This window comes from Bordetella genomosp. 1, assembly GCF_002261335.1.
GTDB lineage: Bacteria > Pseudomonadota > Gammaproteobacteria > Burkholderiales > Burkholderiaceae_B > Bordetella.
Genome location: NZ_NEVL01000003.1, coordinates 724,704 through 745,804, shown reverse-complemented (window position 1 = coordinate 745,804; position 21,101 = coordinate 724,704). Strand labels below are relative to the sequence as shown.

The 21,101-nt window shown below is 68.5% G+C and carries 17 protein-coding genes; 8 read left to right on the top strand and 9 right to left on the bottom strand.

Annotated elements, in window-relative coordinates; all coding sequences use genetic code 11:
- Nucleotides 1-141: 141 nt before the first annotated feature.
- The 3 genes from CEG14_RS11790 to CEG14_RS11780 all read right to left on the bottom strand — a co-directional run bounded on the left by CEG14_RS11790 (nucleotide 142) and on the right by CEG14_RS11780 (nucleotide 3,797).
- Nucleotides 142-921 (bottom strand): ABC transporter ATP-binding protein, encoded by a 780-nt coding sequence (locus CEG14_RS11790; protein ID WP_094826544.1) that lies wholly within the window; start codon nucleotides 919-921, stop codon nucleotides 142-144.
- Nucleotide 922: 1 nt separating this feature from the next.
- Complete coding sequence (locus CEG14_RS11785) at nucleotides 923-2,608, bottom strand: ABC transporter permease (protein WP_094826543.1); 1,686 nt, start codon at nucleotides 2,606-2,608, stop codon at nucleotides 923-925.
- 127 nt (nucleotides 2,609-2,735) lie between these two features.
- On the bottom strand, nucleotides 2,736-3,797 hold the full coding sequence (locus CEG14_RS11780) for a Fe(3+) ABC transporter substrate-binding protein (RefSeq protein WP_094826542.1): 1,062 nt from the start codon (nucleotides 3,795-3,797) through the stop codon (nucleotides 2,736-2,738).
- A gap of 473 nt (nucleotides 3,798-4,270) precedes the next feature.
- Between CEG14_RS11780 and CEG14_RS11775 the strand changes: the two genes are divergently transcribed.
- On the top strand, nucleotides 4,271-5,047 hold the full coding sequence (locus CEG14_RS11775; protein WP_094826541.1) for a ferredoxin--NADP reductase: 777 nt from the start codon (nucleotides 4,271-4,273) through the stop codon (nucleotides 5,045-5,047).
- An 85-nt stretch (nucleotides 5,048-5,132) separates the two neighbouring features.
- Here the strand turns inward: CEG14_RS11775 and CEG14_RS11770 are convergent, their stop codons facing one another.
- Genes CEG14_RS11770 through CEG14_RS11760 form a run of 3 tightly spaced genes read right to left on the bottom strand, consistent with a single transcriptional unit; the run spans nucleotide 5,133 to nucleotide 7,896 of the window.
- Nucleotides 5,133-6,101, bottom strand: a complete 969-nt coding sequence (locus tag CEG14_RS11770; protein ID WP_094826540.1) for a Bug family tripartite tricarboxylate transporter substrate binding protein — start codon at nucleotides 6,099-6,101, stop codon at nucleotides 5,133-5,135.
- Nucleotides 6,102-6,142: 41 nt separating this feature from the next.
- Entirely contained in the window at nucleotides 6,143-6,544 is a 402-nt protein-coding gene (locus tag CEG14_RS11765; RefSeq protein WP_094826539.1) for an AtuA-related protein, read from the bottom strand.
- The gene (locus CEG14_RS11760; RefSeq protein ID WP_094826538.1) at nucleotides 6,541-7,896 is read right to left on the bottom strand and encodes an acyclic terpene utilization AtuA family protein; all 1,356 of its coding nucleotides are present in this window, start codon (nucleotides 7,894-7,896) and stop codon (nucleotides 6,541-6,543) included. The genes CEG14_RS11765 and CEG14_RS11760 overlap by 4 nt, the downstream gene beginning before the upstream one ends.
- A gap of 128 nt (nucleotides 7,897-8,024) precedes the next feature.
- Between CEG14_RS11760 and CEG14_RS11755 the strand changes: the two genes are divergently transcribed.
- The 5 genes from CEG14_RS11755 (at nucleotide 8,025) to CEG14_RS11735 (ending at nucleotide 13,283) form a co-directional block, all read left to right on the top strand.
- The gene (locus CEG14_RS11755) at nucleotides 8,025-8,918 is read left to right on the top strand and encodes a LysR family transcriptional regulator (RefSeq protein WP_094826537.1); all 894 of its coding nucleotides are present in this window, start codon (nucleotides 8,025-8,027) and stop codon (nucleotides 8,916-8,918) included.
- Nucleotides 8,919-9,040: 122 nt separating this feature from the next.
- Entirely contained in the window at nucleotides 9,041-9,427 is a 387-nt protein-coding gene (locus CEG14_RS11750; RefSeq protein WP_094826536.1) for a Rid family detoxifying hydrolase, read from the top strand.
- Between the two features lie 35 nt (nucleotides 9,428-9,462).
- A complete protein-coding gene (gene recG / locus CEG14_RS11745) occupies nucleotides 9,463-11,586 on the top strand; it encodes an ATP-dependent DNA helicase RecG (RefSeq protein WP_094826535.1) in 2,124 nt (707 codons plus the stop codon).
- Nucleotides 11,587-11,650: 64 nt separating this feature from the next.
- Nucleotides 11,651-12,610 (top strand): LysR substrate-binding domain-containing protein, encoded by a 960-nt coding sequence (locus CEG14_RS11740; RefSeq protein ID WP_094826534.1) that lies wholly within the window; start codon nucleotides 11,651-11,653, stop codon nucleotides 12,608-12,610.
- A 163-nt stretch (nucleotides 12,611-12,773) separates the two neighbouring features.
- Nucleotides 12,774-13,283, top strand: a complete 510-nt coding sequence (locus CEG14_RS11735; protein WP_094826533.1) for a Dps family protein — start codon at nucleotides 12,774-12,776, stop codon at nucleotides 13,281-13,283.
- 132 nt (nucleotides 13,284-13,415) lie between these two features.
- Here the strand turns inward: CEG14_RS11735 and CEG14_RS11730 are convergent, their stop codons facing one another.
- The 3 genes from CEG14_RS11730 to CEG14_RS11720 form a co-directional block, all read right to left on the bottom strand.
- Nucleotides 13,416-15,554: a capsular biosynthesis protein gene (locus tag CEG14_RS11730; RefSeq protein ID WP_256985665.1), complete on the bottom strand. Its 2,139-nt coding sequence runs from the start codon at nucleotides 15,552-15,554 to the stop codon at nucleotides 13,416-13,418.
- 220 nt (nucleotides 15,555-15,774) lie between these two features.
- Nucleotides 15,775-17,850 carry a glycosyltransferase gene (locus tag CEG14_RS11725; protein ID WP_256985663.1) on the bottom strand — a complete coding sequence of 692 codons (2,076 nt, stop codon included), beginning with the start codon at nucleotides 17,848-17,850 and terminating at the stop codon, nucleotides 15,775-15,777.
- A gap of 34 nt (nucleotides 17,851-17,884) precedes the next feature.
- Nucleotides 17,885-19,216 carry a glycosyltransferase family 2 protein gene (locus tag CEG14_RS11720; RefSeq protein ID WP_094826531.1) on the bottom strand — a complete coding sequence of 444 codons (1,332 nt, stop codon included), beginning with the start codon at nucleotides 19,214-19,216 and terminating at the stop codon, nucleotides 17,885-17,887.
- A 355-nt stretch (nucleotides 19,217-19,571) separates the two neighbouring features.
- Here CEG14_RS11720 and CEG14_RS11715 point away from each other — a divergent pair, with 355 nt between their 5' ends.
- Nucleotides 19,572-20,342: an ABC transporter permease gene (locus tag CEG14_RS11715; protein ID WP_094827508.1), complete on the top strand. Its 771-nt coding sequence runs from the start codon at nucleotides 19,572-19,574 to the stop codon at nucleotides 20,340-20,342.
- 11 nt (nucleotides 20,343-20,353) lie between these two features.
- Nucleotides 20,354-21,079: an ABC transporter ATP-binding protein gene (locus CEG14_RS11710; protein WP_094826530.1), complete on the top strand. Its 726-nt coding sequence runs from the start codon at nucleotides 20,354-20,356 to the stop codon at nucleotides 21,077-21,079.
- Nucleotides 21,080-21,101: the final 22 nt, after the last annotated feature.

Here is a 21,101-nt window from a genome sequence, read left to right as displayed (position 1 = left end):
CTCTACAGACGCTTTGTCATGGTGCGATCAAGCGGGTAGAACAGGTTGTTTGACGATGCACTTGCAAAGAACTGCCGGCATTCGCAAGCCAGCATATGCACCGCGTCCGTTCAACGATTCCCCACACCTAAACTGCCCACCTCACCTTCCCCGCGCATAAGCCTGCTCCCGTTGCTCCACCAGCGTCTCCCGCCGGATGAAGTCGCGCACGAAATCGCTGGCGGGGGTGTGGCGCAGGTTGTAGGGGGTGTCCCACTGCGCGATCTCGCCATTGGCCATGATGCCGATGCGGTCGGCGATGGCGAAGGCTTCGGCCTGGTTGTGGGTGACGAGGATGGCCGTGTGGCCGGTGGTCTTGAGGATGTCGCGGACCTCGAAGGCGAGGCGTTCGCGGGTGTCGACGTCGAGGTTCGAGAAGGGTTCGTCGAGCAGCAGCAGTTCGGGGGAGGGGGCGAGGGCGCGGGCCAGGGCGACGCGTTGCTGCTGGCCACCGGAGATTTCGTGGGGGTAGCTGGCCGCGACGTGGGCCAGGCCGACCAGCTCCAGCATTTCGGTCACGCGCGCGGTGCGGGCCGCGCGCTCCATCTTGCGCAGGCCGAAGGCCACGTTTTCGCTCACGGTGAGGTGCGGGAACAGCGCGTAATCCTGGAACATCATGCCGACGTTGCGGCGTTCGGGGGCCACCTGTTCGGTGGCCGACGAGAGCACGCGGCCGCCCAGCGCGATGTGGCCGGCGCGCACGGGCTCGAAGCCGGCGATGCTGCGCAGCACGGTGGTCTTGCCGCAGCCCGACTCGCCCAGCAGGCAGCCGATGTGGCCGGCGGGCAGGCCCAGGCTCAGGTCGCGCACCACGGCCTTGAGGCCGGCGGGCGTGTCGTAGCCCAGTGCGATATGCGAAATTTCCAGCAGGTCGGACGCCATCTCAATGTCCCATCTTCAAATTCGTTCGTGCCAGCAGGATGACCGGCAACAGGCCCGCGAGCACGATGGCCAGCGCGGCGACCGCGCCTTCTTCGTAGGTGCCGCGCGCGGCCTCGGCGTAGAGCCAGGTCGCCAGCGTGTCGAAGTTCATCGGTCGCAGCAGCAGGGTGGCGGGCAGTTCTTTCATGGTGTCCACGAACACCAGCAGCGCGGCCGCGGCCAGCGCCGGGCGCAGCAGCGGCAGGTGGACGCGGCGCAGCGTGCCCGCGGGCGTCTCGCCCAGCAGGCGCGAGGCCTGTTCGAGCGAGGCCGGGATGCGCGCCAGGCCGGCCTCGATGCCGCCCGTCGAGATCGCAAGAAAGCGGATCGTGTACGCAACCACCAGCGCGCCCATGCTGCCCATCAGCAGCATGCCCTCGACGCCGAACACGCCGCCGGCGACCCGGTCGAGCCAGGTGAAGGGTGTGAGCAGGCCGATGGCCAGCACGGTGCCGGGCACGGCATAGCCCAGGCTCGCGACGCGGGCGCACATGCGGCCGGGATTGAAGCGCGCGCTCTCGCGCAGGGTGCGGCCGGCCCAGGCCACGATCAGGCCGCAGACCAGCGTGATCAGGGTGGCGGCGGTGGCGATCAGCAGCGTGTTCTTCAGGCCCATCAGCAGCTGGCCCGACACGCCGCCCACCAGGTGCAGGCGCTTGTAGGTTTCCCAGACCAGATAGGCGGCCGGCGCGACGAAGCCCAGCAGCACCGGGATCCAGCCCAGCACGATGGCGGCGAGCGCGTGCACGCCGTGCAGCCGGCGCGGCTGCATCGGCCGCATGCGCTGCGTGTTGGCGTAGCGCTGGCGCTTGCGGCCGTGGCGTTCCAGCAGGATCAGGCCGACCACGAACAGCAGCATGGTGAGCGCGATCTGCGCCGCGCCCGCCAGGTCGCTGCGCGTGACCCAGGTGGTGTAGACCGACACCGTGAGGGTCTGCACGCCGAGGAACTCGGAGGCGCCGATGTCGTTGAGCGTCTCGAGCAGGGCCAGGCTAACGCCGACCGCGATGGCCGGGCGCGCGAGCGGCAGCGCCACGCGCGTGAACACGCCGAAGCGCCCCGCGCCCAGCGTGCGCGCCGCTTCCAGCAGGCTCGCGGCCTGCGTCATGAACATGACGCGGGTGCTGAGATACACATAGGGGTAGAGCACGAAGCCCAGCACGAAGATGGCGCCGTAGATCGAGCGCAGGTCGGGCAGGCGGAACTGGCGCGGGCTGTCGTAGCCGAGCAGGGTGCGGATGCCACTCTGGATCGGCCCGATCGGGTGCAGCAGGTCCAGGTAGGCGAAGGCGATGATGTAGGTGGGCACGGCCAGCGGCAGCAGCAGCGCCCAGGTCAGCATGCGCCGGGTCGGAAACTCATAGGCCGTGACCAGCCAGGCCGCGCCGGTGCCCAGACACGTGACCAGCACGCCCACGCCGGCCAGCAGGATGGCGGTGTTGGTGAGCGCCTGCGGCAGCACGAAGCGCGCCAGGTGCTGCCAGTGGGCGAGGTCGGCGTCGGCCGCCCACCACACCAGCGCCGCGATGGGGGCCAGCACGGCCAGCGCGATCAGCAGGGCGCCGGCGAGCCAGCCGCCGCCGCGTTCGGAGCGGCGCAGTCGCCAGCCCCGGGCGGGAGCGGCACGCGCGGTCGATTCGATGTGCATGCGTGTTCAGTGAGATGCGTGAAGCGGGCAGGGCGCGCGGGCCCGCTGTAAAGCACAAAAGCGGCACGAAGCCGCTTTGCCGGTCTGGCGCTCGCGATGCCCCGCGCGCGGCGGGGCATCCCGGACATCAGTTGTCGAAGCCGACCTTGTCGACCAGTTCGCTGGCCTGCTTGCGATGCTTGGCGATCTCGGCGACGGGCAGCTGGTCGACCTTGAGCGGGCCGAAGCTGGCCACCACCGGGTCGAGCTTCACGCCCTGGCGGATCGGGTACTCGTAGTTGGCCTGGGCGTAGAGCGTCTGGGCCGGTTCGGACACCAGGTATTCGAGCAGCTTGACGGCGTTGGCCTTGTGCGGCGCGTTGGCCGCGACGGCGGCGCCGCTCACGTTGACGTGGGTGCCCTGGCTCTTGTCGTTGGCGAAGGTCGGGCGGATGACCTTGATGGCATCGCCCCACTTGCGCGCGTCGGTGCCCGGCTCCGAATTCTTCATGTGGCCCACGTAGTAGGCGTTGGCCAGGCCGATGTCGCAGATGCCGCCCAGGATGTCGCGCGCCACGTCGCGGTCGCCGCCGGTGGCCTTGCGGGCCAGGTTGGCCTTCACGCCGCGCAGCCACTTCTCGGTGGCCTCGGCGCCGTCATGGGCGATCATGGCCGCGATCATGGCGGTGTTGTAGGGGTGCTGGCCCGAGCGGATGCAGACCTTGCCCTTCCACTTGGGATCGGCCAGGTCTTCGTAGTTGAACTTCTCCAGCTTCAGGTCTTTTTCGACGTAGAGCACGCGGTCGCGCAGCGACAGGGCGTACCATTTGCCGTCGGCGCCGCGCAGGTTGGCCGGGATCACCGAGTTCAGCGTGTCGGACTTCACCGACTGGGTCACGCCGCCGTCGACCAGGTCGATCAGGTTGCCGATGTCCACGGTCATGAGCACGTCGGCGGGCGACTTGGCGCCTTCGGCCTTCACGCGCTCGAGCAGGCCGTCTTTCACGAAGACGGTGTTGACCTTGATGCCGGTGTCTTTGGTGAAGGCGTCGAGCAGCGGCTGGATCAGCTTGGGCTCGCGCGTGGTGTAGAGGCTGACCTCTTCGGCGGCGAAGGCCGTGGAGGCAAAGCCGGCGGACGCGCCGGCCAGGGCCAGGGCAGCCATCAGGGGACGCATCGAAATGATCGAGGGGCGCTTGGTCGACATCAGGGTCTCTCCGGTGCTCGTCGGCGCGGCGTCGCGCTAACGAAAATGATTATCAACTGAGAGCCGGACAATACCAGAAAACCCTGATTTCGTTCAACTTCCTGACAGGATAAGACGCCTCTGAGGCGGGCCGATCGCACGCCGGGTCGGGGCCGTGAAGATCCAACTTTTGCGCATGTCCGCCGGGCTTGACCCAACGCAAAAGCTATAAGGGTATTACGGATTAATGAGAGCAATTATCAGCTGGATCGGGTAGAATCCGTAGTAACCCTAGGCCTCTGGCCGCGGGAGTTGCAGGGTAAAAGGCAGGGATTTCAGCCCGCCGCGCGGCCGAGGATGGCCTGGCGCCGGATGCCGGTTCGGCATCGGGTCCGTCATCACGCCGGCGTCGTCGCGCTGCTCCCCCTGCGCCACTTTCCGGTCTCGGCGTGCGCCGATGCCTTCCGGCCCCAGCGGCCGCAATCCTCAAGAACGACATGGCAGCTTTCAACACCGAGCGCGTGCTCAGCGTGCGCCACTGGAACGACACTCTGTTCTCCTTCACCTGCACGCGCGACGCCGCGCTGCGCTTCCACAACGGTCACTTCGTGATGATCGGCCTGGAAGTCGAAGGCAAGCCGCTGATGCGCGCCTACAGCATCGCCAGCGCAAACTACGAAGAAAACCTCGAATTCCTGAGCATCAAGGTGCAGGACGGTCCGCTGACCTCGCGCCTGCAGCATCTGAAAGAGGGCGACACGATCCTGGTGAGCCGCAAGCCCGTGGGCACGCTGGTCGTCGACGACCTGCGCCCGGGCAAGCATCTCTACCTGTTCGGCACCGGCACCGGTCTCGCACCCTTCATGAGCATCATCAAGGATCCCGAGATCTACGAACGCTACGAGAAGGTCGTGCTGCTGCACGGCGTGCGTTTCGCCAGCGAGCTGGCCTACGCCGACTTCATCGAGCGCGAGCTGCCCGAGAACGAATTCTTCGGCGACATCGTGCGCGACAAGCTGATCTATTACCCCACGGTCACGCGCGAGCCGTTCCGCAACCAAGGCCGCATCACCGAGCTGGTCGAAAACGGCAAGCTGTTCGAAGACATCGGCCTGCCGCCGCTGGATCCGGCCGTCGACCGCGCCATGATCTGCGGCAGCCCGCACATGCTGGCCGACATCCGCGCGATGCTCGACAAGCGCGGCTTCGAGGCCTCGCCCGGCGTGGGCGAGCCCGGCGACTACGTGTTCGAACGCGCCTTCGTCGACAAGTGATCGCGCCGGTGGCCACGCGCCACCGTGCATGAAAAACGCGGCCCTGGGCCGCGTTTTTTTTCGTCATGCGCAGGCGCGCGGGGGCTCACTCGGGCTGGATGCCGGCCTTCTTGATGATCTCGCCCCACTTGCCCGCCTCGTCCTTCTGGAACGCGGCGAGCTCCTGCGGGGTGGAGGTGACGGGATCGGTGCCGGTCGAGCTGTAGAACTGCTTGGCCGCGTTGCTTTCCGTGGCCTTGACCATCAGCTCGTGCAGGCGCTTGACCAGCGGCTCGGGCGTGCCGGCCGGCGCATAGGCGGCAAACCAGTAGCCCATTTCGTAGCCCGGCACGCCGGCTTCGGCGATCGTGGGCACGTCCGGCGCGAGCGCGCTGCGCTTGGTGCCGGTCACGCCGAGGGCGCGCAGCTTGCCGCTCTTGACCTGCGGCAGGCCGGTGGCCGTGTCGGTGATCATCATGTCGATCTGGCCGCCGAGCAGGTCGGTGACCGCGAGCGGGTTGCTCTTGTACGGCACGTGCAGCAGTTGCACGCCCGCCATCTGCTGCAGCAGTTCGCCCGCGATGCGGCTCGACGAGCTGCCGCTGCCGAAGCTGAGCTTGCCCGGGTTGGCGCGCGCCTCGTCGAGGAACTGCTTGACCGTGGTGGCCTTGGCGTTGGGGTTCACGACCATGATCTGGCCGCCCTTGCCGAGCAGCGTGATCGGCGCGTAGTCCTTCACCGGGTTGTACGAGAGCGATTTGTACAGGTGCTCGTTGGCCGCGTGCGTGGTGTTGGTCGTGATCAGCACGGTGTAGCCGTCGGGCTGCGCACGGGCCACGTATTGCGCGCCGATCATGGCGCTGGCGCCGGGTTTGTTTTCGATCACGACCGCGGTGCCGGTCTGTTCGGTGATGCCCTGGGCAATGGCGCGGCCGATCTGGTCGGTGGCGCTGCCGGGCGCGAACGGCACCACCAGCGTGATCGGCTTGGCCGGGAAGGTGTCGGCGGCCAGGGCCGGCGCGGCGGCGAAGCTGCAGGCCAGGGCGGCGCTGAGGCCGAGCAGGGTATGTCGCATGGGTATGTCTCCTGTGTGTTGTTATGGGACGGAAAGGACCTTCAGGCCTGCGCCGGCGGATCCGGGGGCAGGGCGGGGATGTCGGGCAGGCGCGCCGCGAGCGCGGCGGGCACGGACACCGGCATGTCGAGCAGATGGAACGACAGGCTCTTGCCGTGGGCATCGAGGTTGAGCGCGTCGTTCACGCCGCCATCGAGCACGTTCTCCAGCACGAAGTTCATCGCCTCGAGGCCGGGCAGGTCGTAGCGCGTGACGCGCGTGGGCGCGCGGTCGCCGAACCACTGCGCCACGCGCTCGCCGGTGACGGCGTGGCGCAGGACGGCGTAGCACTCGCCATCCCAGGCGATCAGGCTGATGTTCGACGTGTTGCCCTTGTCGCCGGTGCGGCTGTGCGCGAGACGATAGAGCGGCACGACGACGGATTGCGGATCTTGCGCGCTCATGCGGCCTCCTCCAGCCAGCGCCAGCCCGAGGCCACGGCCTCGCGGGGAATGGTGCAGGACATCATGTTCAGGCGCGGCCGCAGGCTGGTGCGCACGCCGCCGCCGCCGGCCGGGCCGCAGGTGTAGAGCGCGGTCACTTCGCGCAGCACGCGCTCGGCCACCGCGCGTGTGGCGTGCTCGCCCGCCACGCGCAGGCGCACGTCGCGGCGCTGGCGATCGGGCTCGGCGGCCAGGCGCCGGCCGGCGTCGTCGCCGAGGATGCTGAGCGCGCCGATCAGGTCGAAGCGCAGCGGCAGGGCGTCGCCCAGCCGGCGCGACACCATGTCGGCGGCCAGGCGCGCGCGCGCCTCGGCCTGCACGCCGGCATAGGAAATCTCGGCCTCGGCCAGCCAGCCGCCCTGGTAGCAGACGTTGACCTTCAGTTCCGGCGGGCGGGCGTGGCCGGTGATGCCGTGCACCGCGACGAGGTCCGGGCCGAGCGTCTCGACGCGCGCGCCGCTCAGGTCGGCGGTCACGTCGGGCGTGAGATAGCGCGCCGGATCGTGCACCTCGTAGAGCAGCTGTTCCTTGACCGTGAGCGCGTCCACCCGGCCGCCGGTGGCGTCGGCCTTGGTGATGGTGAAGCTGCCGTCGGCGCGGATCGCGGCGATGGGAAAGCCGGCGTCGTGCAGGTCGGGCACGTCTTTCAGGCCGGGCACGGCGAAGTAGCCGCCGCTGACCTGGGTGCCGCATTCGAGCATGTGGCCGGCCATGGTGGCGCGGCCCAGTTCGGGCCAGGCGTCGTCGGCCCAGCCGTGGTGGGCCAGCGCGGGCCCGAGCGTGAGCGAGGGGTCGGCCACGCGGCCCGCCACCACGATCTGCGCGCCGGCGCGCAACGCCTGCGCGATCTCGTGGGCGCCGAGGTAGGCGTTGGCGCTCACCACTTCGACCTCGTCCAGGCGCGCGCCGAGGCGCTCGCGCAGCAGCGCGCGCTGGGCCGGGGTGTCGAGCTGGTCGCCGTGGATCACCGCGATGCGCGGGGCGGGCAGGCCCTGCTCGCGCGCCAGCGCCGCGATGCGGCGGGCCGCGGCGGGCGGGTTGGCCGCGCCGAAGTTGCTGACGATGCGGATGCCGTGCGCGAGGCAGTCGGCCAGCACCGGGCCGACCAGCTCGTCGAGCAGGGGCTCATAGCCGGCCTCGGGATCCTGGCGCCGCGCGAGCTGGGCCAGGGCCAGCGTGCGCTCGGCCAGGGTTTCGAAAATGAGGGTGCCGCCGCCGCGGGCGATCAGACTGCGCACCACGGCGGGCGCGCCGTCGGTGCGGTCGCCTGAAAAGCCCGTGGCGCAACCGACCAGGCATACGGAGTCGGGCATGGGGAGTGTCTCTTCCTGAAGGCAGTTGGGGGGGCGGCGTCGTCGCGCCAGCCCTGTTTGTCTGCACTATAGGCAGCCCCGGGTCATGCGTAAAATAGAAAGATGAGATTGATTCATCCAGGAAATCTATGAATCTGTCGGCCCGGCAACTGCGCGCTTTCGTGGCGCTCGTGGACGAACGCCACTTCACCCGCGCCGCCCAGCGCTGCCACCTGACGCAGCCCGCGTTTTCCGCCCTGATCCGCACGCTGGAGCAGGGCGCCGGCGTGCGCCTGTTCGACCGCAACACGCGCCGCGTGGAGCTCACCGCCGAGGGCCGCGTGCTGGAGATATCGGCGCGGCGCCTGCTGGCCGACATGGACCTGGCCATGGAAGACCTGCGCGACCACGCCGCGCGCCGGCGCGGCCGGGTGGCGCTGGCCGCGCTGCCCTCGCTGGCCGCGGGCTGGCTGCCGCCGCTGCTGGCGCGCTTCCATGCCGAGCATCCCGGCATCGAACTGCAGCTGCGCGATGCGCTGCTCGATCCCTGCCTGGACCTGGTGAGCAGCGGCGAGGTCGACTTCGCCGTGGCCTCGCGCCGCGCCGACATGTCGGGCCTGGAGAGCGAGTTCCTGCACGCCGACCGCTACCATCTGGTGTGCCGCGAGGATCACGCGCTGGCGGCCCAGGCCAGTGTGCGCGTGCGCGACGTGGTGCGCTGGCCCTGGATCGCGCTGGCGCGCAACAGCAGCGTGCGCAAGCACCTGGACCAGGCGCTGGGCGACGCGGCGCCCGCGCCCCTGCTCGAGGTCGAGCACCTGGCCACGGTCACGGGGTTGGTGCAGGCCGGCGTGGGCGTGAGCCTGGTGCCGGCCATGACGCTGTTCCATTTCGAGCGTCCCGGCCTGGTGATCCGGCCGCTCGCGGGCCGCGCGCTGACCCGGCCGCTGTACCTGGTGCGGCGCAGGGGCCGTTCGCTGTCGGTGGCCGCGCAGGGGCTGCACGACCTGCTGCTGGCGCATCCGATGGCACCGCCCGGCTGACATCGCGCCGGCAGGCCAAGTCGTCATAATGAGGGGCATGCCGCCGAGACGGGGCTTTCGCGAAAGTCTATTGCTGTTTAAACTTCGATAGATACACTATTAAGCCTACCCAGGAGCTATCCATGAGCAAGCAGATCATCCATACCGATGCCGCGCCGGCCGCCGTCGGCCCGTATTCGCAAGCCGTGGCAACCACCGGCTCCAAGACCGTCTACCTGTCGGGCCAGATCGGCCTCGAGCCGGGCACGGGCGACCTGGTCTCGGAGAATTTCGACGCGCAGGTGCGCCAGGCTTTCGCCAACATGCAGGCCGTGATCGAGGCCGCCGGTGGCACGCTCAACGACATCGTCAAGCTCACGCTGTTCCTGACCGACCTGAGCAAGTTCACCGCCGCCAATGCCATCATGGCCGAGCTGATCCCGCAGCCGTTCCCGGCGCGCTCGACCATCGGCGTGGCCAGCCTGCCCAAGGATGCGCAGTTCGAGGTCGAGGCCATCCTGGTCCTGTAAACGGCCGCCAGGCCCCCACGTCGCGCGCAGTATCCATGCCGGCAACCGCCAAGCCCCGCACCGCCTCCGCCGCCCGCGCCAAGCCGGCCGCGCCGGAGGCTGCGCGGACCGACGCCGCGGCGCCGCGCAAGCTCACCGACGTCGAGCGCAAGCTGCGCAATCTCGGGCTGCTCACGCCCGAGGACTTCGTGGTGCACCTGCCGCTGCGCTACGAAGACGAAACCCGCGTGGTGCCGATCAAGTCGGTGCGGCCGGGTTACTCGGCGCAGGTCGAGGGCGAGATCCGCGGCACCGAAGTGCAATACCGGCCGCGCAAGCAGCTCACCGCCGTCATCGTCGACGAGACCGGCGAGCTGCAGCTGCGCTGGCTCAATTTCTATCCCAGCCAACAGAAGCAGCTCACCCCCGGGCGGCGCCTGCGCGCGCGCGGCGAGGTGCGCGGCGGCCTGTTCGGGCGCGAGATGGTGCATCCGCGCATGAGCGTGGCCGACACCGCCTTGCCCGACGCGCTCACGCCGGTCTATCCCAGCACCGACGGCCTGCCGCAGCCCACGCTGCGCCGCGCCGTGCGCGAGGCGCTGGCGCGCGCCGACCTGAGCGATACGCTGCCGCTGGCGCTGCTGCGCAAGCTCGACCTGATGGCGTTCGAGCCGGCGGTGCGGCTGCTGCACGCGCCGCCGCCGGGCGTGTCCGAAGACGCGCTGATCGAGCGCACCCACCCGGCCTGGCATCGCATCAAGTTCGATGAGTTGCTCGCGCAACAATTGTCGCTGGCGGCCGCCCGCGCGGCGCGGCGCGAGAAGCGCGCGCCCGTGATGCCGGCCCAGCCGGCCGGCAGCGGGCTGGTGGCACGGCTGTACGAGACCCTGCCGTTCACGCTCACCGGCGCGCAGCAGCGCGTGGTGGCGGAGATCGCGGCCGACATGGGCCAGGAATTCCCGATGCACCGCCTGCTGCAGGGCGACGTGGGCAGCGGCAAGACGGTGGTCGCCGCGCTCGCCGCCGCGCAGGCGATCTCCTGTGGTTATCAGGTGGCGCTGATGGCGCCCACCGAGATCCTGGCCGAACAGCATTACCGCAAGCTGTGCGCGTGGCTCGAGCCGCTGGGCGTGAAGGTGGCCTGGCTGAGCGGCAGCCTCACGCCCAAGAAGCGCCGCGAGGCCGCGGCCGCCGTGGCCGAGGGCGCGGTGCAGCTGGCGGTCGGCACCCAGGCGCTGATCCAGGATCACGTCGAGTTCCAGCGCCTGGGCCTGTCCATCGTCGACGAGCAGCATCGCTTCGGCGTGGGCCAGCGCCTGGCGCTCAACCGCAAGGGCGAGGGCGAGACCGGCGTGGTGGTGCCGCACCAGCTCAACATGAGCGCCACGCCGATCCCGCGCACGCTCGCCATGACCTTCTTCGCCGACCTCGACGTGTCGGTCATCGATGAATTGCCGCCCGGCCGCAAGCCGGTGCTGACCAAGCTGCTCTCCGATGCGCGCCGCGAAGAAGTGCTGGCCCGCATCGGCCAGGCCGCGCGCCAGGGCCGCCAGGCCTACTGGGTCTGTCCGCTGGTGGAGGAAAGCGAGGCGCTGCAGCTGCAGACCGCCGTCGATACCTACGACACCATGCGCGAAGAGCTGCCCGACCTGCGCATCGGCCTGGTGCACGGCAAGCTGCCGCAGAGCGAGAAGGCCGCCGTGATGCAGGCCTTCCGCGCGGGCGAGATCGACCTGCTCGTGGCCACCACCGTGATCGAAGTCGGCGTGGACGTGCCCAATGCCTCGCTGATGGTGATCGAGCATGCCGAACGCTTCGGCCTGGCCCAGCTGCATCAGCTGCGCGGGCGGGTCGGGCGCGGCGAGGCCGAGTCGGTCTGTGTGTTGCTCTACCAGACGCCGCTGTCGCAGGTGGCGCGCGAGCGCCTGCGCGCGATGTTCGAGACCGGCGACGGCTTCGAGATCGCGCGCCGCGACCTGGAGCAGCGCGGCCCCGGTGAATTCCTGGGCACGCGCCAGTCGGGCATGGCGCTGCTGCGCTTTGCCGACCTGGAACGCGACGTGGAGCTGGCCGAGCAGGCACGCGACGCGGCGGTCTGGCTGCGCCAGACCGAGCCCGCCGCGGTGACCGCCCACCTGGCGCGCTGGATGCGCGGCCGCGAGGACTTTCTGCGTACATGACATCATCTTTCGGGCACAATCAGGTGCGCGCCATCGCGCGCGCCGAATTCGAGGAGCAGGTCGCATGACCCTGACCGAACTCAAGTACATCGTGGCCGTGGCCCGCGAGCGCCATTTCGGCCGCGCCGCCGAGGCCTGTTTCGTCAGCCAGCCCACGCTGTCGGTGGCGATCCGCAAGCTCGAAGACGAGCTGGGCGTGACGCTGTTCGAGCGGGGCGGCGCGGAGGTCGGCGTCACGCCGATCGGGCAGCGCATCGTGGCGCAGGCGCAGAAGGTGCTCGAAGAGAGCGCCAGCATCAAGGAGATCGCGCGCCAGGGGCACGACCCGCTCGCCGGGCCGTTGCGGGTCGGCGTGATCCACACCATCGGGCCCTATCTGCTGCCGCGCCTGGTCCCCTTGCAGATCGAGCGCACGCCGCAGATGCCGCTGCTGCTCCAGGAAAACTTCACCGTGCGGCTGGTCGAGCTGCTGCGCCAGGGCGAGATCGATTGCGCCATCATGGCGCTGCCGCTGCCCGAGGCCGGGCTGGTGATGCAGCCGCTCTACGACGAGCCCTTCGTGGTGGCCGTGCCGCACGATCATCCGTGGGCCGAGCGCGAGTCGATCGACGCCCAGGACCTGAAACAGCAGACCATGCTGCTGCTGGGCAGTGGCCACTGTTTCCGCGACCAGGTGCTGGAGGTCTGTCCGGAGCTGTCGCGCTTCTCGGCCTCCAGCGACGGCATCCAGCGCACGTTCGAAGGCTCGTCGCTCGAGACCATCCGCCACATGGTGGCGGCCGGCATCGGCGTGACCGTGCTGCCCGTCACCGCGGTGCCCGAGCATCCCGCGGTCAAGAGCCTGCTGCGCTACATCCCCTTTACCGGCACGCCGCCCGAGCGCCGCGTGGTGCTGGCCTGGCGCCGCAGCTTCCCGCGCCTGGCCGCGATCGAGGCGCTGGCCCAGGCCGTGTATGCCTGCGAGCTGCCCAACGTGCAGATGCTGAGCGAGGAGGCCGCCTCGCAGCAGAGCGCGGCGGCATGACGTTTTCACCGTCCGGCGCGCAGCCTGCGCCGGACTCGGATGACGGCCGCGTGCGGCGGATTTGATTCCGCGCAATGCGCCGCCATCCAGGCTTCCGCGCGTGGCCGTTCGCGGCGACACGCGGTGTTATCCTGATCATGTATCCCTCAGAAGGAGCAAGAACATGTCCAAATCCTCGAAGAAAAGCACCTCCACCTCCGGCGCGCTGAGCATCAACATCGGCATCTCCGACAAGGATCGTGCCGCCGTCGCCGGCGAGCTGTCCAAGCTGCTGGCCGATTCGTACTCGCTCTACCTGATGACGCACAACTTCCACTGGAACGTCACCGGCCCGCTGTTCAACACGCTGCACAACATGTTCATGACGCAGTACACGGAAGAGTGGGGCGCGCTGGACGCCATCGCCGAGCGCATCCGCGCGCTGGGCCACTACGCGCCCGGCACGTACCGCGAATTCGGCAAGCTGACCTCGATCTCGGAGCCGGACACGGTGCCCGAGGCGCTGGAAATGGTGCGCCTGCTGGTCAAGGGCAACGAGGCCGTCGCCAAGACCGCCCGCGCCGCCTTCGAGAAGGCCGACGCCGCCAACGACCAGCCCACCGCCGACCTGCTCACGCAGCGCCTGGACGTGCACGAAAAGAACGCCTGGATGCTGCGCAGCCTGCTGCAGTGATGCCTGCGCCCTGACCGGCGCGGCAACGGAAACGCCCCACTTTCGTGGGGCGTTTTTTTTGGCGCGCCGTTGCGAGGAGCGCGCCGGTCAAACCATGGAGACGGCCGGCGGGTCCGCCTCCATCGCTTGTACTCAGGCCGGCGTGCCTTCCAGGAAGCGATCCAGGATGCGGCGGCTTTCCGTCAGGTTGCCGTTGCGCAGGCTTTGCATCACCAGCTCGATGTTGGCATCGCGATCGCGCGGATTGGTCTCGATCACGCGGCGGGCGCTGGCTTCGAGGTCGGCGGCGCTGGTCGAACCCTGCTCGCGCTGGCTCTGGAACTCGCGGCGATGCGCGTCGACCAGCGAGCGCTGCAGCGAGGTCAGGCCGGGGTAGCCCGGATCGATGCGCTTGATGGCTTCGAGCTCCTGCTCGGCCTCGCGCAGATTGCCTTCGGTGAGATGCTTGCGCACCGCTCGGGCCAGCGCGCGCAGATTGCGTTCGATCATCTCGTGCGCCTGCGAGGTCGGCACCGTGCCGCTCTGGGCCAGGCGGCGATAGACATCGGCGGCCTGGGTGTGGGCTTCGAGCTGGCTCAGGCGGCCGGCGGCGAGCAGTACCGTTTCGCGTTCGCCCGGCAGTTCGCTGTTGGCCAGGCGCTGCCAGCACTGCACGGCGGCGGCGCGATGGCCGGTGGCCTGCAGGGCCTTGGCGGCACGCTGCACGTAGCGCGGGTCCACCGCCTTGATCGCGGCCAGCTGGCCGAGCAGCGAAATCGCCTGCTCGCTCTGCTGGTAGTCGGCCACGGTCTCGAACGCCTTGAGCAGGCGGCGATAGGCCTGGTTGATCTCGTCGTTGAACTCGGCCAGGCGCTCGCCGGCCAGCGTCAGCAGGGCGAAGAAGGCGCCCGGGGTGGGCAGGGCCGCACCGGCGCGGCCGGTGTGGCGCACTTCACGCGAGGCGCGCTTGAGCACCTGTTCGCGCGCGCCTTGCAGCGCACCGGCTTCCACCGAGTTGGCGGCGGCCAGCGCGTTGACCATGCTGGCGGCTTCCTCGAGCGCGGTGGTGCCGCGCACGGCGTAGCGCAGGGCGCGCTCGGGCGACTGCTCGGCGCACACGCGGAAGGCGCGTTCGGCCTCCTTGTTCTGGCCCAGGCGGGCGTGGATGCGGCCCAGCAGCAGCGCCGTCTTCTCTTCGGTTTCCAGGGCCAGCGAATCGGTGGCCCATTCGAGTGCCTGCGGCAGATCGCCCACCACCATGGCGGCCTCGGCGGCCTGGCGCATGATGTAGCCGTTGCGGTTGGCCTGGATGTTGAGCGCGGCCGTCCAGGCTTCGAGCATGTCGTCGGTCTGCTCGAGCGCGGTCACGGCGCGGGCGCGCAACACGTAGGCGGCCGAGATGGTCGACTTCAGGTCGATGGCGCGGTTGGCGTAGAGCAGGGCGCGGTCCCATTCCTGGGCCTGGGCGGTTTCCTTGGCGCGCTCGATGCACTGCTTCCAGGTCAGGCCTTCCTCGCCCGCGGGCACGGCGGCGGCTTCCTGCACGCCCAGCAGCTTGTCGGCGATTTCCTTGCCCACCAGGCGCGCGAAGGCCGGCGTGTAGTGCGCGGTGTCGCGGCCGTCTTCGGGCATGCCGCGCTCCTGGCCATAGGCGGCCAGCAGGGCGCCCGGATCGACCAGGGTGATGCCGGCGCGCGAGGCGGCGCGCGACACGCGTTCCACCATCTTGGCGCGATCGGCGATCAGCTGGTTCTGCGCGTTCATCGCATTGCAGTGCGTGACGAGCACGAAGTGCTGGCCCAGGATCTGCGCGATCTGTTTGAGGTCGGATTCGATCTCGGTGGCGGTCTGCGTGCGCAGCACGGTTTCGCGCAGCACGTCCTGCACATTGGCCGGCACGCGCGAGAACGAGGGCGTGGCCTGCAGGGCCGCGAGGCGGGCCTCGCGGGCATCGGCGCCGGGGTGGTCGAAGAAGATCTTGCGCAGCTCGGGGCAGAACGACAGCGCGTCCTTGAAGCGCACGAGCTGCAGATAGGTGTCGCGGTATTCCAGCACCTTGATCGAGCTGATCTCGACCACGTGGCGGTCTTCCTTGGGCACGCTTTCACGCGAGCGCAGCGGGTTCGACGCGCGGTAGGGCTGGTCGGACAGGAATTTCCAGGCGGCTTCGGGAATCGTCAGTTCACCGCGCATGTAGCGGATCGCCTGGATCGTTTCCTTGGTGTTGTGCGTGTAGCCATACAACAGCCGGTTGTCCAACACGAAATTCCGTTGGGCCTGGACTTTGGTCATGGGGCCCGCCACGCGGCAGGAACCGATCGTAGAGATAATCACTGGTCGATACTCCGTCTAGTACAACAAGGAGGGAAAGATACTGGAACGCTGTTGCGGGTCCTGATGCGTACGGTGTGATTACGTAACCGGGTTTAGGCCGTGTGCCGGTGCACGCGGTCTGCGACCGCGGCGTGGGCGTAGGGCAATGTTGCATCTGGGCGCATGATCACAACGTTCCTCAGGAAGCGCGTTTGAGGTGCAGCAGGCGCGGCTCCGCGCGACGTGCCGGATCGCGCGGTTCGGGCTGCGACGACTGCAGCAGCATGGCCGCGAGGCCTTCTTCGTAGTCCTGCCAGGGCGCGCGGCGCTGCGCGCTGTCGCGAGCGCGCTTGCCCAGCGCGGCGAGCGTGTCGGGCGCCTGCAAGACCTCGATGATCTGCGACGCGGTGTCGTTCGACGGCGCGGCCATGTCGATGCACAGCCCGTTGCTGCCGGCGTCCACCAGATTGGTATAGGCCTCGGTCGGACCCACGGCGGGGCAGATGCCGAGCGCCATGCATTCGAGCAGGTTCGCGAGCGAGGGCACGACGGCGGTCTCGGCGCGCGTGGCCTGGTAGGGGAACAACGCGACCTCCACGCGCCGCAACAACAGCTCGCGCGACACGGCGTCGGTGAGGTCGGGCGAGAAGATCACCTGGTCTTCGTGCAGGCCGATGGCCACGGCGTGGCTGCGCATCGCGGCGGCGGTCTTGCCGTTGGACAGCACCAGCAGCACCGCATCGGTCTGGCGCAGCGAGATCTCGGCGTACAGATCCACCACCGCGCGCGCGATGAGGGCGGGCGGCTCGTCTTCGGTGAGGGCGATGACGCGCTTGCCCTCGAGCGCGCGCAGCGTCGAGGTGAGCTGCGTGTCGGCCGGGCCGTCTTCCTTCTGCCGCAGATTGGCGGCGGGCAGGGGCAGCGGCGGCACGATCGAGCAGTTGCGGTTCTCGCCGATGAGCTTCTGCACCGGCTCGTGCAGCGCGGTGCTGCCGAGCGCCAGCATGTCGGCCTGGCGCAGCGCGCGGCGCAACAGGCGCAGGTCCACCTGGCCGCGCTGCGACAGCGCATGGTTGGCGGCGGTCTTCTGGAAGTAGCGGATGCCGTTGAGCACGAAACCATTGGGCACGCGCAGCTTGCGGGCGGCGGCATGCGCGCCGAGCGCGCAATGCGCGTCGTCCCAGGCCAGCACCGCGCGCGGGCGCTGGCGCACGGTGGCGGCGAGGATGGCTTCGGACAGCAGGTCGGCCAGCGCGTCGGCGGGCTGCGTGTCCAGCGCCGGCTGCGGCGCCGACTTGTACACGATGCCGTCGAGCTGCAGCTCGGCGCGTGCCATGCCGCTGGCGCCATCGTCCTGGTCCACCGGCGCCAGGCTGATCACCAGCACGTCGCCGAAGCGGGCCTTCAGGCTGGTGGCGTAGCGGTGCAGGGCATTGTCGCCGGCGCCGCGGCCGTGCAGGATCGAGCGCTGCGTCAGCACCACCAGCGGGCCGTTGCCATTCATGTCGAAGCGCTGGCCGTCGGGTTGCAGGTCGTCGTCGTTCCATTCGAGGATGCGCTGCGCCTGGCGGATGCGATCGCTGCGCAGCTGCTCGGTGGCGTTCAGGCGCACGCCCGACTCCATGGCGGCCTGCAGCAGGCGCGCCGACGCGGTCACGATGCCGGCGTCGTAGAGGCTGTAGGCGAGCTGGCGCACGTGCGGCGCGCCCGGGTCCAGTGTGGCCAGCTGCTCCGCAATCTGTTCGGCGATGTCGGGATAGCTGGTGCGGGCCCAGCGCGCCACTTCGCAGAGCACCTTGGAGCGCACGTCATTGGGCCAGGTCTGGCGCGAGCACCACAGGATGACCTCGGGGCTGCGCACGCGCTTGACGTAGTCGAGCGCTTCCTTGATCGCGTTGGCCGTTTCGGCGGGCAGGGCGGCGGTGCCCTTGCGCGGCTGCGGCGTGTGCCGCAGCTCGCGCTTGTGGTCGCGCGACAGCCGCGCCAGGCGGTAGGGCAGCATGACGTAGTCGCCGAGCGAATTGGCGCGCGTCACGGCCTCGCCGAACTGCCAGGTCAGCGTGCGGCGCTGCTTGGCCAGTTGCTGGTTCGATTCGCGCAGCAGCGCCTTGACGCTGGCCAGGTCTTTCTCGGCCTGCACGCGCGCGGCGCGCTCCTGCTCGAGTCGGGCGTGGGCGCTCTGCATCTCCTGCAGCAGTTCGTGCAGGCGGCGGTCCGCGGAGGCGCGGGCTCCGTCGGACAGAGGCATGGCGCGGACGGTGTTGACGTTGTCCATACTCAGGGTCTTCTTGGGAAAGTGGGCGGGTGGGTCAGCGCGCGGCGCTGCCCGGTCGGTGGGAGGCCAGCTGCGCATGTCGGCGCACCCAGTCCTCTCGATAGCGGATGCGGGCGCGGCGGCCCTGTTCGGATTGCAGGCCGCTGTCGCCGCGCTGGGTCAGTGAGTCGGCGTGATGCAGGGCGATGGTCTGCACGGCGGTATCGCGCACGATGCCCTGACGTCCCAGGTATAGCTGCATACGGTGTTCGAACTCCTCGTCGGCGCCGTAACGGACCTCCTCGAAACCGCCGGTGACGGCCACGACGGACCGGCGCAGCATGATCGAGGAGGGGTTGTGTCGTACCAGCGGATAGACGCGGGGCGCCACCGGCACGCCGTGAGGCGTGATGCGCAGCAGGCGGCTGACGACCGCCCCGGCACCGGTGGCGAGCAGGCGATCGGCCTGCTGTTCCAGACGCAGCGGCAGCATTATGTCGTCGGCGTCCAGAAAAGTGATTAATTCACCTTTTGCCAAACGCAAACCCATATTGCGGGCCGCATAAACACCGCTGTTTTCAATCCTGGCAGTATTTATACGCGGATTCAGATCCGCCATTTCCTGCATATGTAGGAATGTGTTATCCGTCGAGCCGTCATCAATCGCAATGATTTCGACGTTGCGGTAACTCTGGCTCAGCACGGAGTGCAGGGCGCTGCGAATGTGAGGGGCTGCATTGTATGCGCAAATGATTACGCTGATCAGGGGGCCGGGATGGGCCGGGCGGACCGGCCGCCCCTGGCAAGCGGCCACCAGATCCTCGATTTTCATAGGGGCGGCGCGGTCGGGTAACTCGATGCGCTGATCTGTCAGCACATGCATTAAATGTTTGCGAGCGCGGCGATTATCTCCCTGTCGAGTGTGCAGCGCAGCAAACATTGCATGCAAATTAATCGAATTTTTCATACTTTCCGACATTTGCATACGTATGGCCAGCCAGCGGGCGTGGTCCAGGTCGCCCACTGCCAGGGCCGCGGCCAGCGCCAGCTCTCGCTCTGCCGGGCGTAGCCAGCCGCTGGCGCGGGCCGGGGCCAGCCGCGCCAGGGCCAGGGCGTACTGGCGCCGCTCGTGGTCGGAAACGCGGCCCTTGTAGGCAGCGGGGCGCTCGGGCGCGATGGCGGGATCCCATTCGAGCGCCGCACGCGCACGCGCGAGCGATTTTTCCGAGACGGCCGTCTCAATATTACGGGACGTATCAAACAGACCAATTCGATTCAACAGGACCGGGTCTTCCGGCCCTTGCAGATAGACGCGATGCGCGCTTTCGCCCCAGGTCTGGCCATGTACTCGTCTTTGATAAAGATTTAACAGAGTTGTTCTCAGCATGGACCTTACGCACTCCTTCCGCGGGGCTTTAAGGGCTTACCCCGAGATCATTTCACTTGCGCGTCCCCTCGTATGGGAAGGGGCCGGGCATTAATTATAGGTGCGGGCCTACACGATAAATGCGACCAAATATCCCGGCCCACCCTTGGTGTTGATTTGATATAAGTTGAAATGTCCGCCTCGTCGGCGCGCCGATATGATCGCTCCACTTCCACGTAAGACCGGATTAATAAACGGCCGTGGAATTTGTTTTTCCTTATTCCAATAATTGATTTCGATCCGCCGCGCAGTAATCAGGCGGATCGTGGGAGCGGCGAATGAAGCGAGTGGGAGCGGCGGCGTGAGCGCGCAGGTGCTGACGCATGCGCTGGGCGTCCAGGCGCGGGTGGTGATGTCGTTGATCTACCGGGAGACCCGGGTTCGCTTCGGCGGCACCCGCCTGGGCTATCTGTGGGCACTGATCGAGCCCATCCTGCACGTCGCGGTGCTGTCCACCATCTACGTGGTGTGGGGCCGCCAGGCACCGATCGGCAACCTGCAGCTGTTCTTCGTGACCGGCATCATGCCGTTCTTCCTGTTCAGCCACACCTCCTCGCGCCTGTCGCGCTCGATCTCGTCGAACACCCAGCTGCTGCGCCTGCCGCCGGTGACCAATATGGACATCGTGTTCGCCAAGGCCATCCTGCAGGGGCTGACCTGGATCGCGGTGCTGGCCATCCTGCTGTTCCTGCTGAAGCTGGGCGACAAGTTCGTGATGCCGGAACGCATCGAGACCTGCGCGGCCGCCGCCTTCTTCACCTTCATGCTGGGCTTCGGCGTGGGCCTGATCAACGCCGTGCTCAACATGCTGTTCAAGTCGTGGGAACACCTGTACAGCGCCGTGACGCGGCCGCTGTACCTGCTCTCCGGCGTGTTCTACCTGGTCGATTCGCTGCCCGACCAGGCGCGCCGGGTGCTCGTCTACAACCCGCTGGTCCACTCGATCGAGTGGTTCCGCTCCGGTTACTTCACCAACTTCTCGTCGCTGACCCTGGATCGGGCCTACCTGATCGAATGGGCCATCGCCACCGTCGTGCTCGGCCTGTGCCTGGAGCGCGCGATGCGCCGGCGCCTGCACACCCGCTGAGGAAGGCAACCATGGACAAGAAAATCGTGGTTTCGCTGCGCGACGTGCGCAAGGGCTTCCGCTCCAAGAAGGGCATCCGTCACGTGCTGGACGGCGTCAGCTTCGACTTCGTCGAAGGCGAGAACGTGGCCATCTTCGGCGGCAGCGGCAGCGGCAAGTCGACCCTGGTGCGCATGATCAGCGGCATGGAGCTGCCGGACTCCGGCAGCATCCACCGCCGCGCGGTGGTGTCGTATCCGCTGGCCTTCGCCGGTGCGATCAGCTCGAACATGACGGGCCGCGACAACGTGCGTTTCGTGGCGCGCGTGTATGGCTGCGACGTGGGCGAGGTCGAGCGCTTCGTGTACGACTTCTCGGAGCTCGGGCGCGCCTACGACCTGCCGGTGGCGACCTATGCCAACAGCATGCGGGCCCGCCTGTCGTACGGCCTGTCGATGGCCCTGGTCTGCGAGGTGTATGTCGTGGACGAGATGCTGGCCGTCGGCGACATGGATTTCAAGCGCAAGTGCCTGGAGGTGTTCGCCGAGCGCACCCGCGGCGCGACCATCCTGATGGCGTCTAGCTCCAACACCACCGTGCGGCGCTTCTGCACCCATGGCGTGGTCCTGCGCGACGGCCGCCTGAGCGGCTATGGCCCGCTGGCCGAGGCCGCCGAGCGATTCATCCAAGGCGGCGCCGCTGCACCGAAGGGCGACGTGCTGCCCGAGGACGTGCAGCAGGAAGAGCCGCAGTCCTGAACCCTTTTCTGAACCACAACGA

Excerpts from the sequence above, each read along its gene's own strand:
- CEG14_RS11790 (WP_094826544.1), bottom strand. The coding sequence starts at position 921 with ATGGCGTCCGACCTGCTGGAAATTTCGCATATCGCACTGGGCTACGAC.
- CEG14_RS11785 (WP_094826543.1), bottom strand. The coding sequence starts at position 2,608 with ATGCACATCGAATCGACCGCGCGTGCCGCTCCCGCCCGGGGCTGGCGA.
- CEG14_RS11775 (WP_094826541.1), top strand. The coding sequence starts at position 4,271 with ATGGCAGCTTTCAACACCGAGCGCGTGCTCAGCGTGCGCCACTGGAAC.
- CEG14_RS11770 (WP_094826540.1), bottom strand. The coding sequence starts at position 6,101 with ATGCGACATACCCTGCTCGGCCTCAGCGCCGCCCTGGCCTGCAGCTTC.
- CEG14_RS11765 (WP_094826539.1), bottom strand. The coding sequence starts at position 6,544 with ATGAGCGCGCAAGATCCGCAATCCGTCGTCGTGCCGCTCTATCGTCTC.
- CEG14_RS11760 (WP_094826538.1), bottom strand. The coding sequence starts at position 7,896 with ATGCCCGACTCCGTATGCCTGGTCGGTTGCGCCACGGGCTTTTCAGGC.
- CEG14_RS11755 (WP_094826537.1), top strand. The coding sequence starts at position 8,025 with ATGAATCTGTCGGCCCGGCAACTGCGCGCTTTCGTGGCGCTCGTGGAC.
- CEG14_RS11750 (WP_094826536.1), top strand. The coding sequence starts at position 9,041 with ATGAGCAAGCAGATCATCCATACCGATGCCGCGCCGGCCGCCGTCGGC.
- recG (WP_094826535.1), top strand. The coding sequence starts at position 9,463 with ATGCCGGCAACCGCCAAGCCCCGCACCGCCTCCGCCGCCCGCGCCAAG.
- CEG14_RS11740 (WP_094826534.1), top strand. The coding sequence starts at position 11,651 with ATGACCCTGACCGAACTCAAGTACATCGTGGCCGTGGCCCGCGAGCGC.
- CEG14_RS11735 (WP_094826533.1), top strand. The coding sequence starts at position 12,774 with ATGTCCAAATCCTCGAAGAAAAGCACCTCCACCTCCGGCGCGCTGAGC.
- CEG14_RS11730 (WP_256985665.1), bottom strand. The coding sequence starts at position 15,554 with ATGACCAAAGTCCAGGCCCAACGGAATTTCGTGTTGGACAACCGGCTG.
- CEG14_RS11725 (WP_256985663.1), bottom strand. The coding sequence starts at position 17,850 with ATGGACAACGTCAACACCGTCCGCGCCATGCCTCTGTCCGACGGAGCC.
- CEG14_RS11720 (WP_094826531.1), bottom strand. The coding sequence starts at position 19,216 with ATGCTGAGAACAACTCTGTTAAATCTTTATCAAAGACGAGTACATGGC.
- CEG14_RS11710 (WP_094826530.1), top strand. The coding sequence starts at position 20,354 with ATGGACAAGAAAATCGTGGTTTCGCTGCGCGACGTGCGCAAGGGCTTC.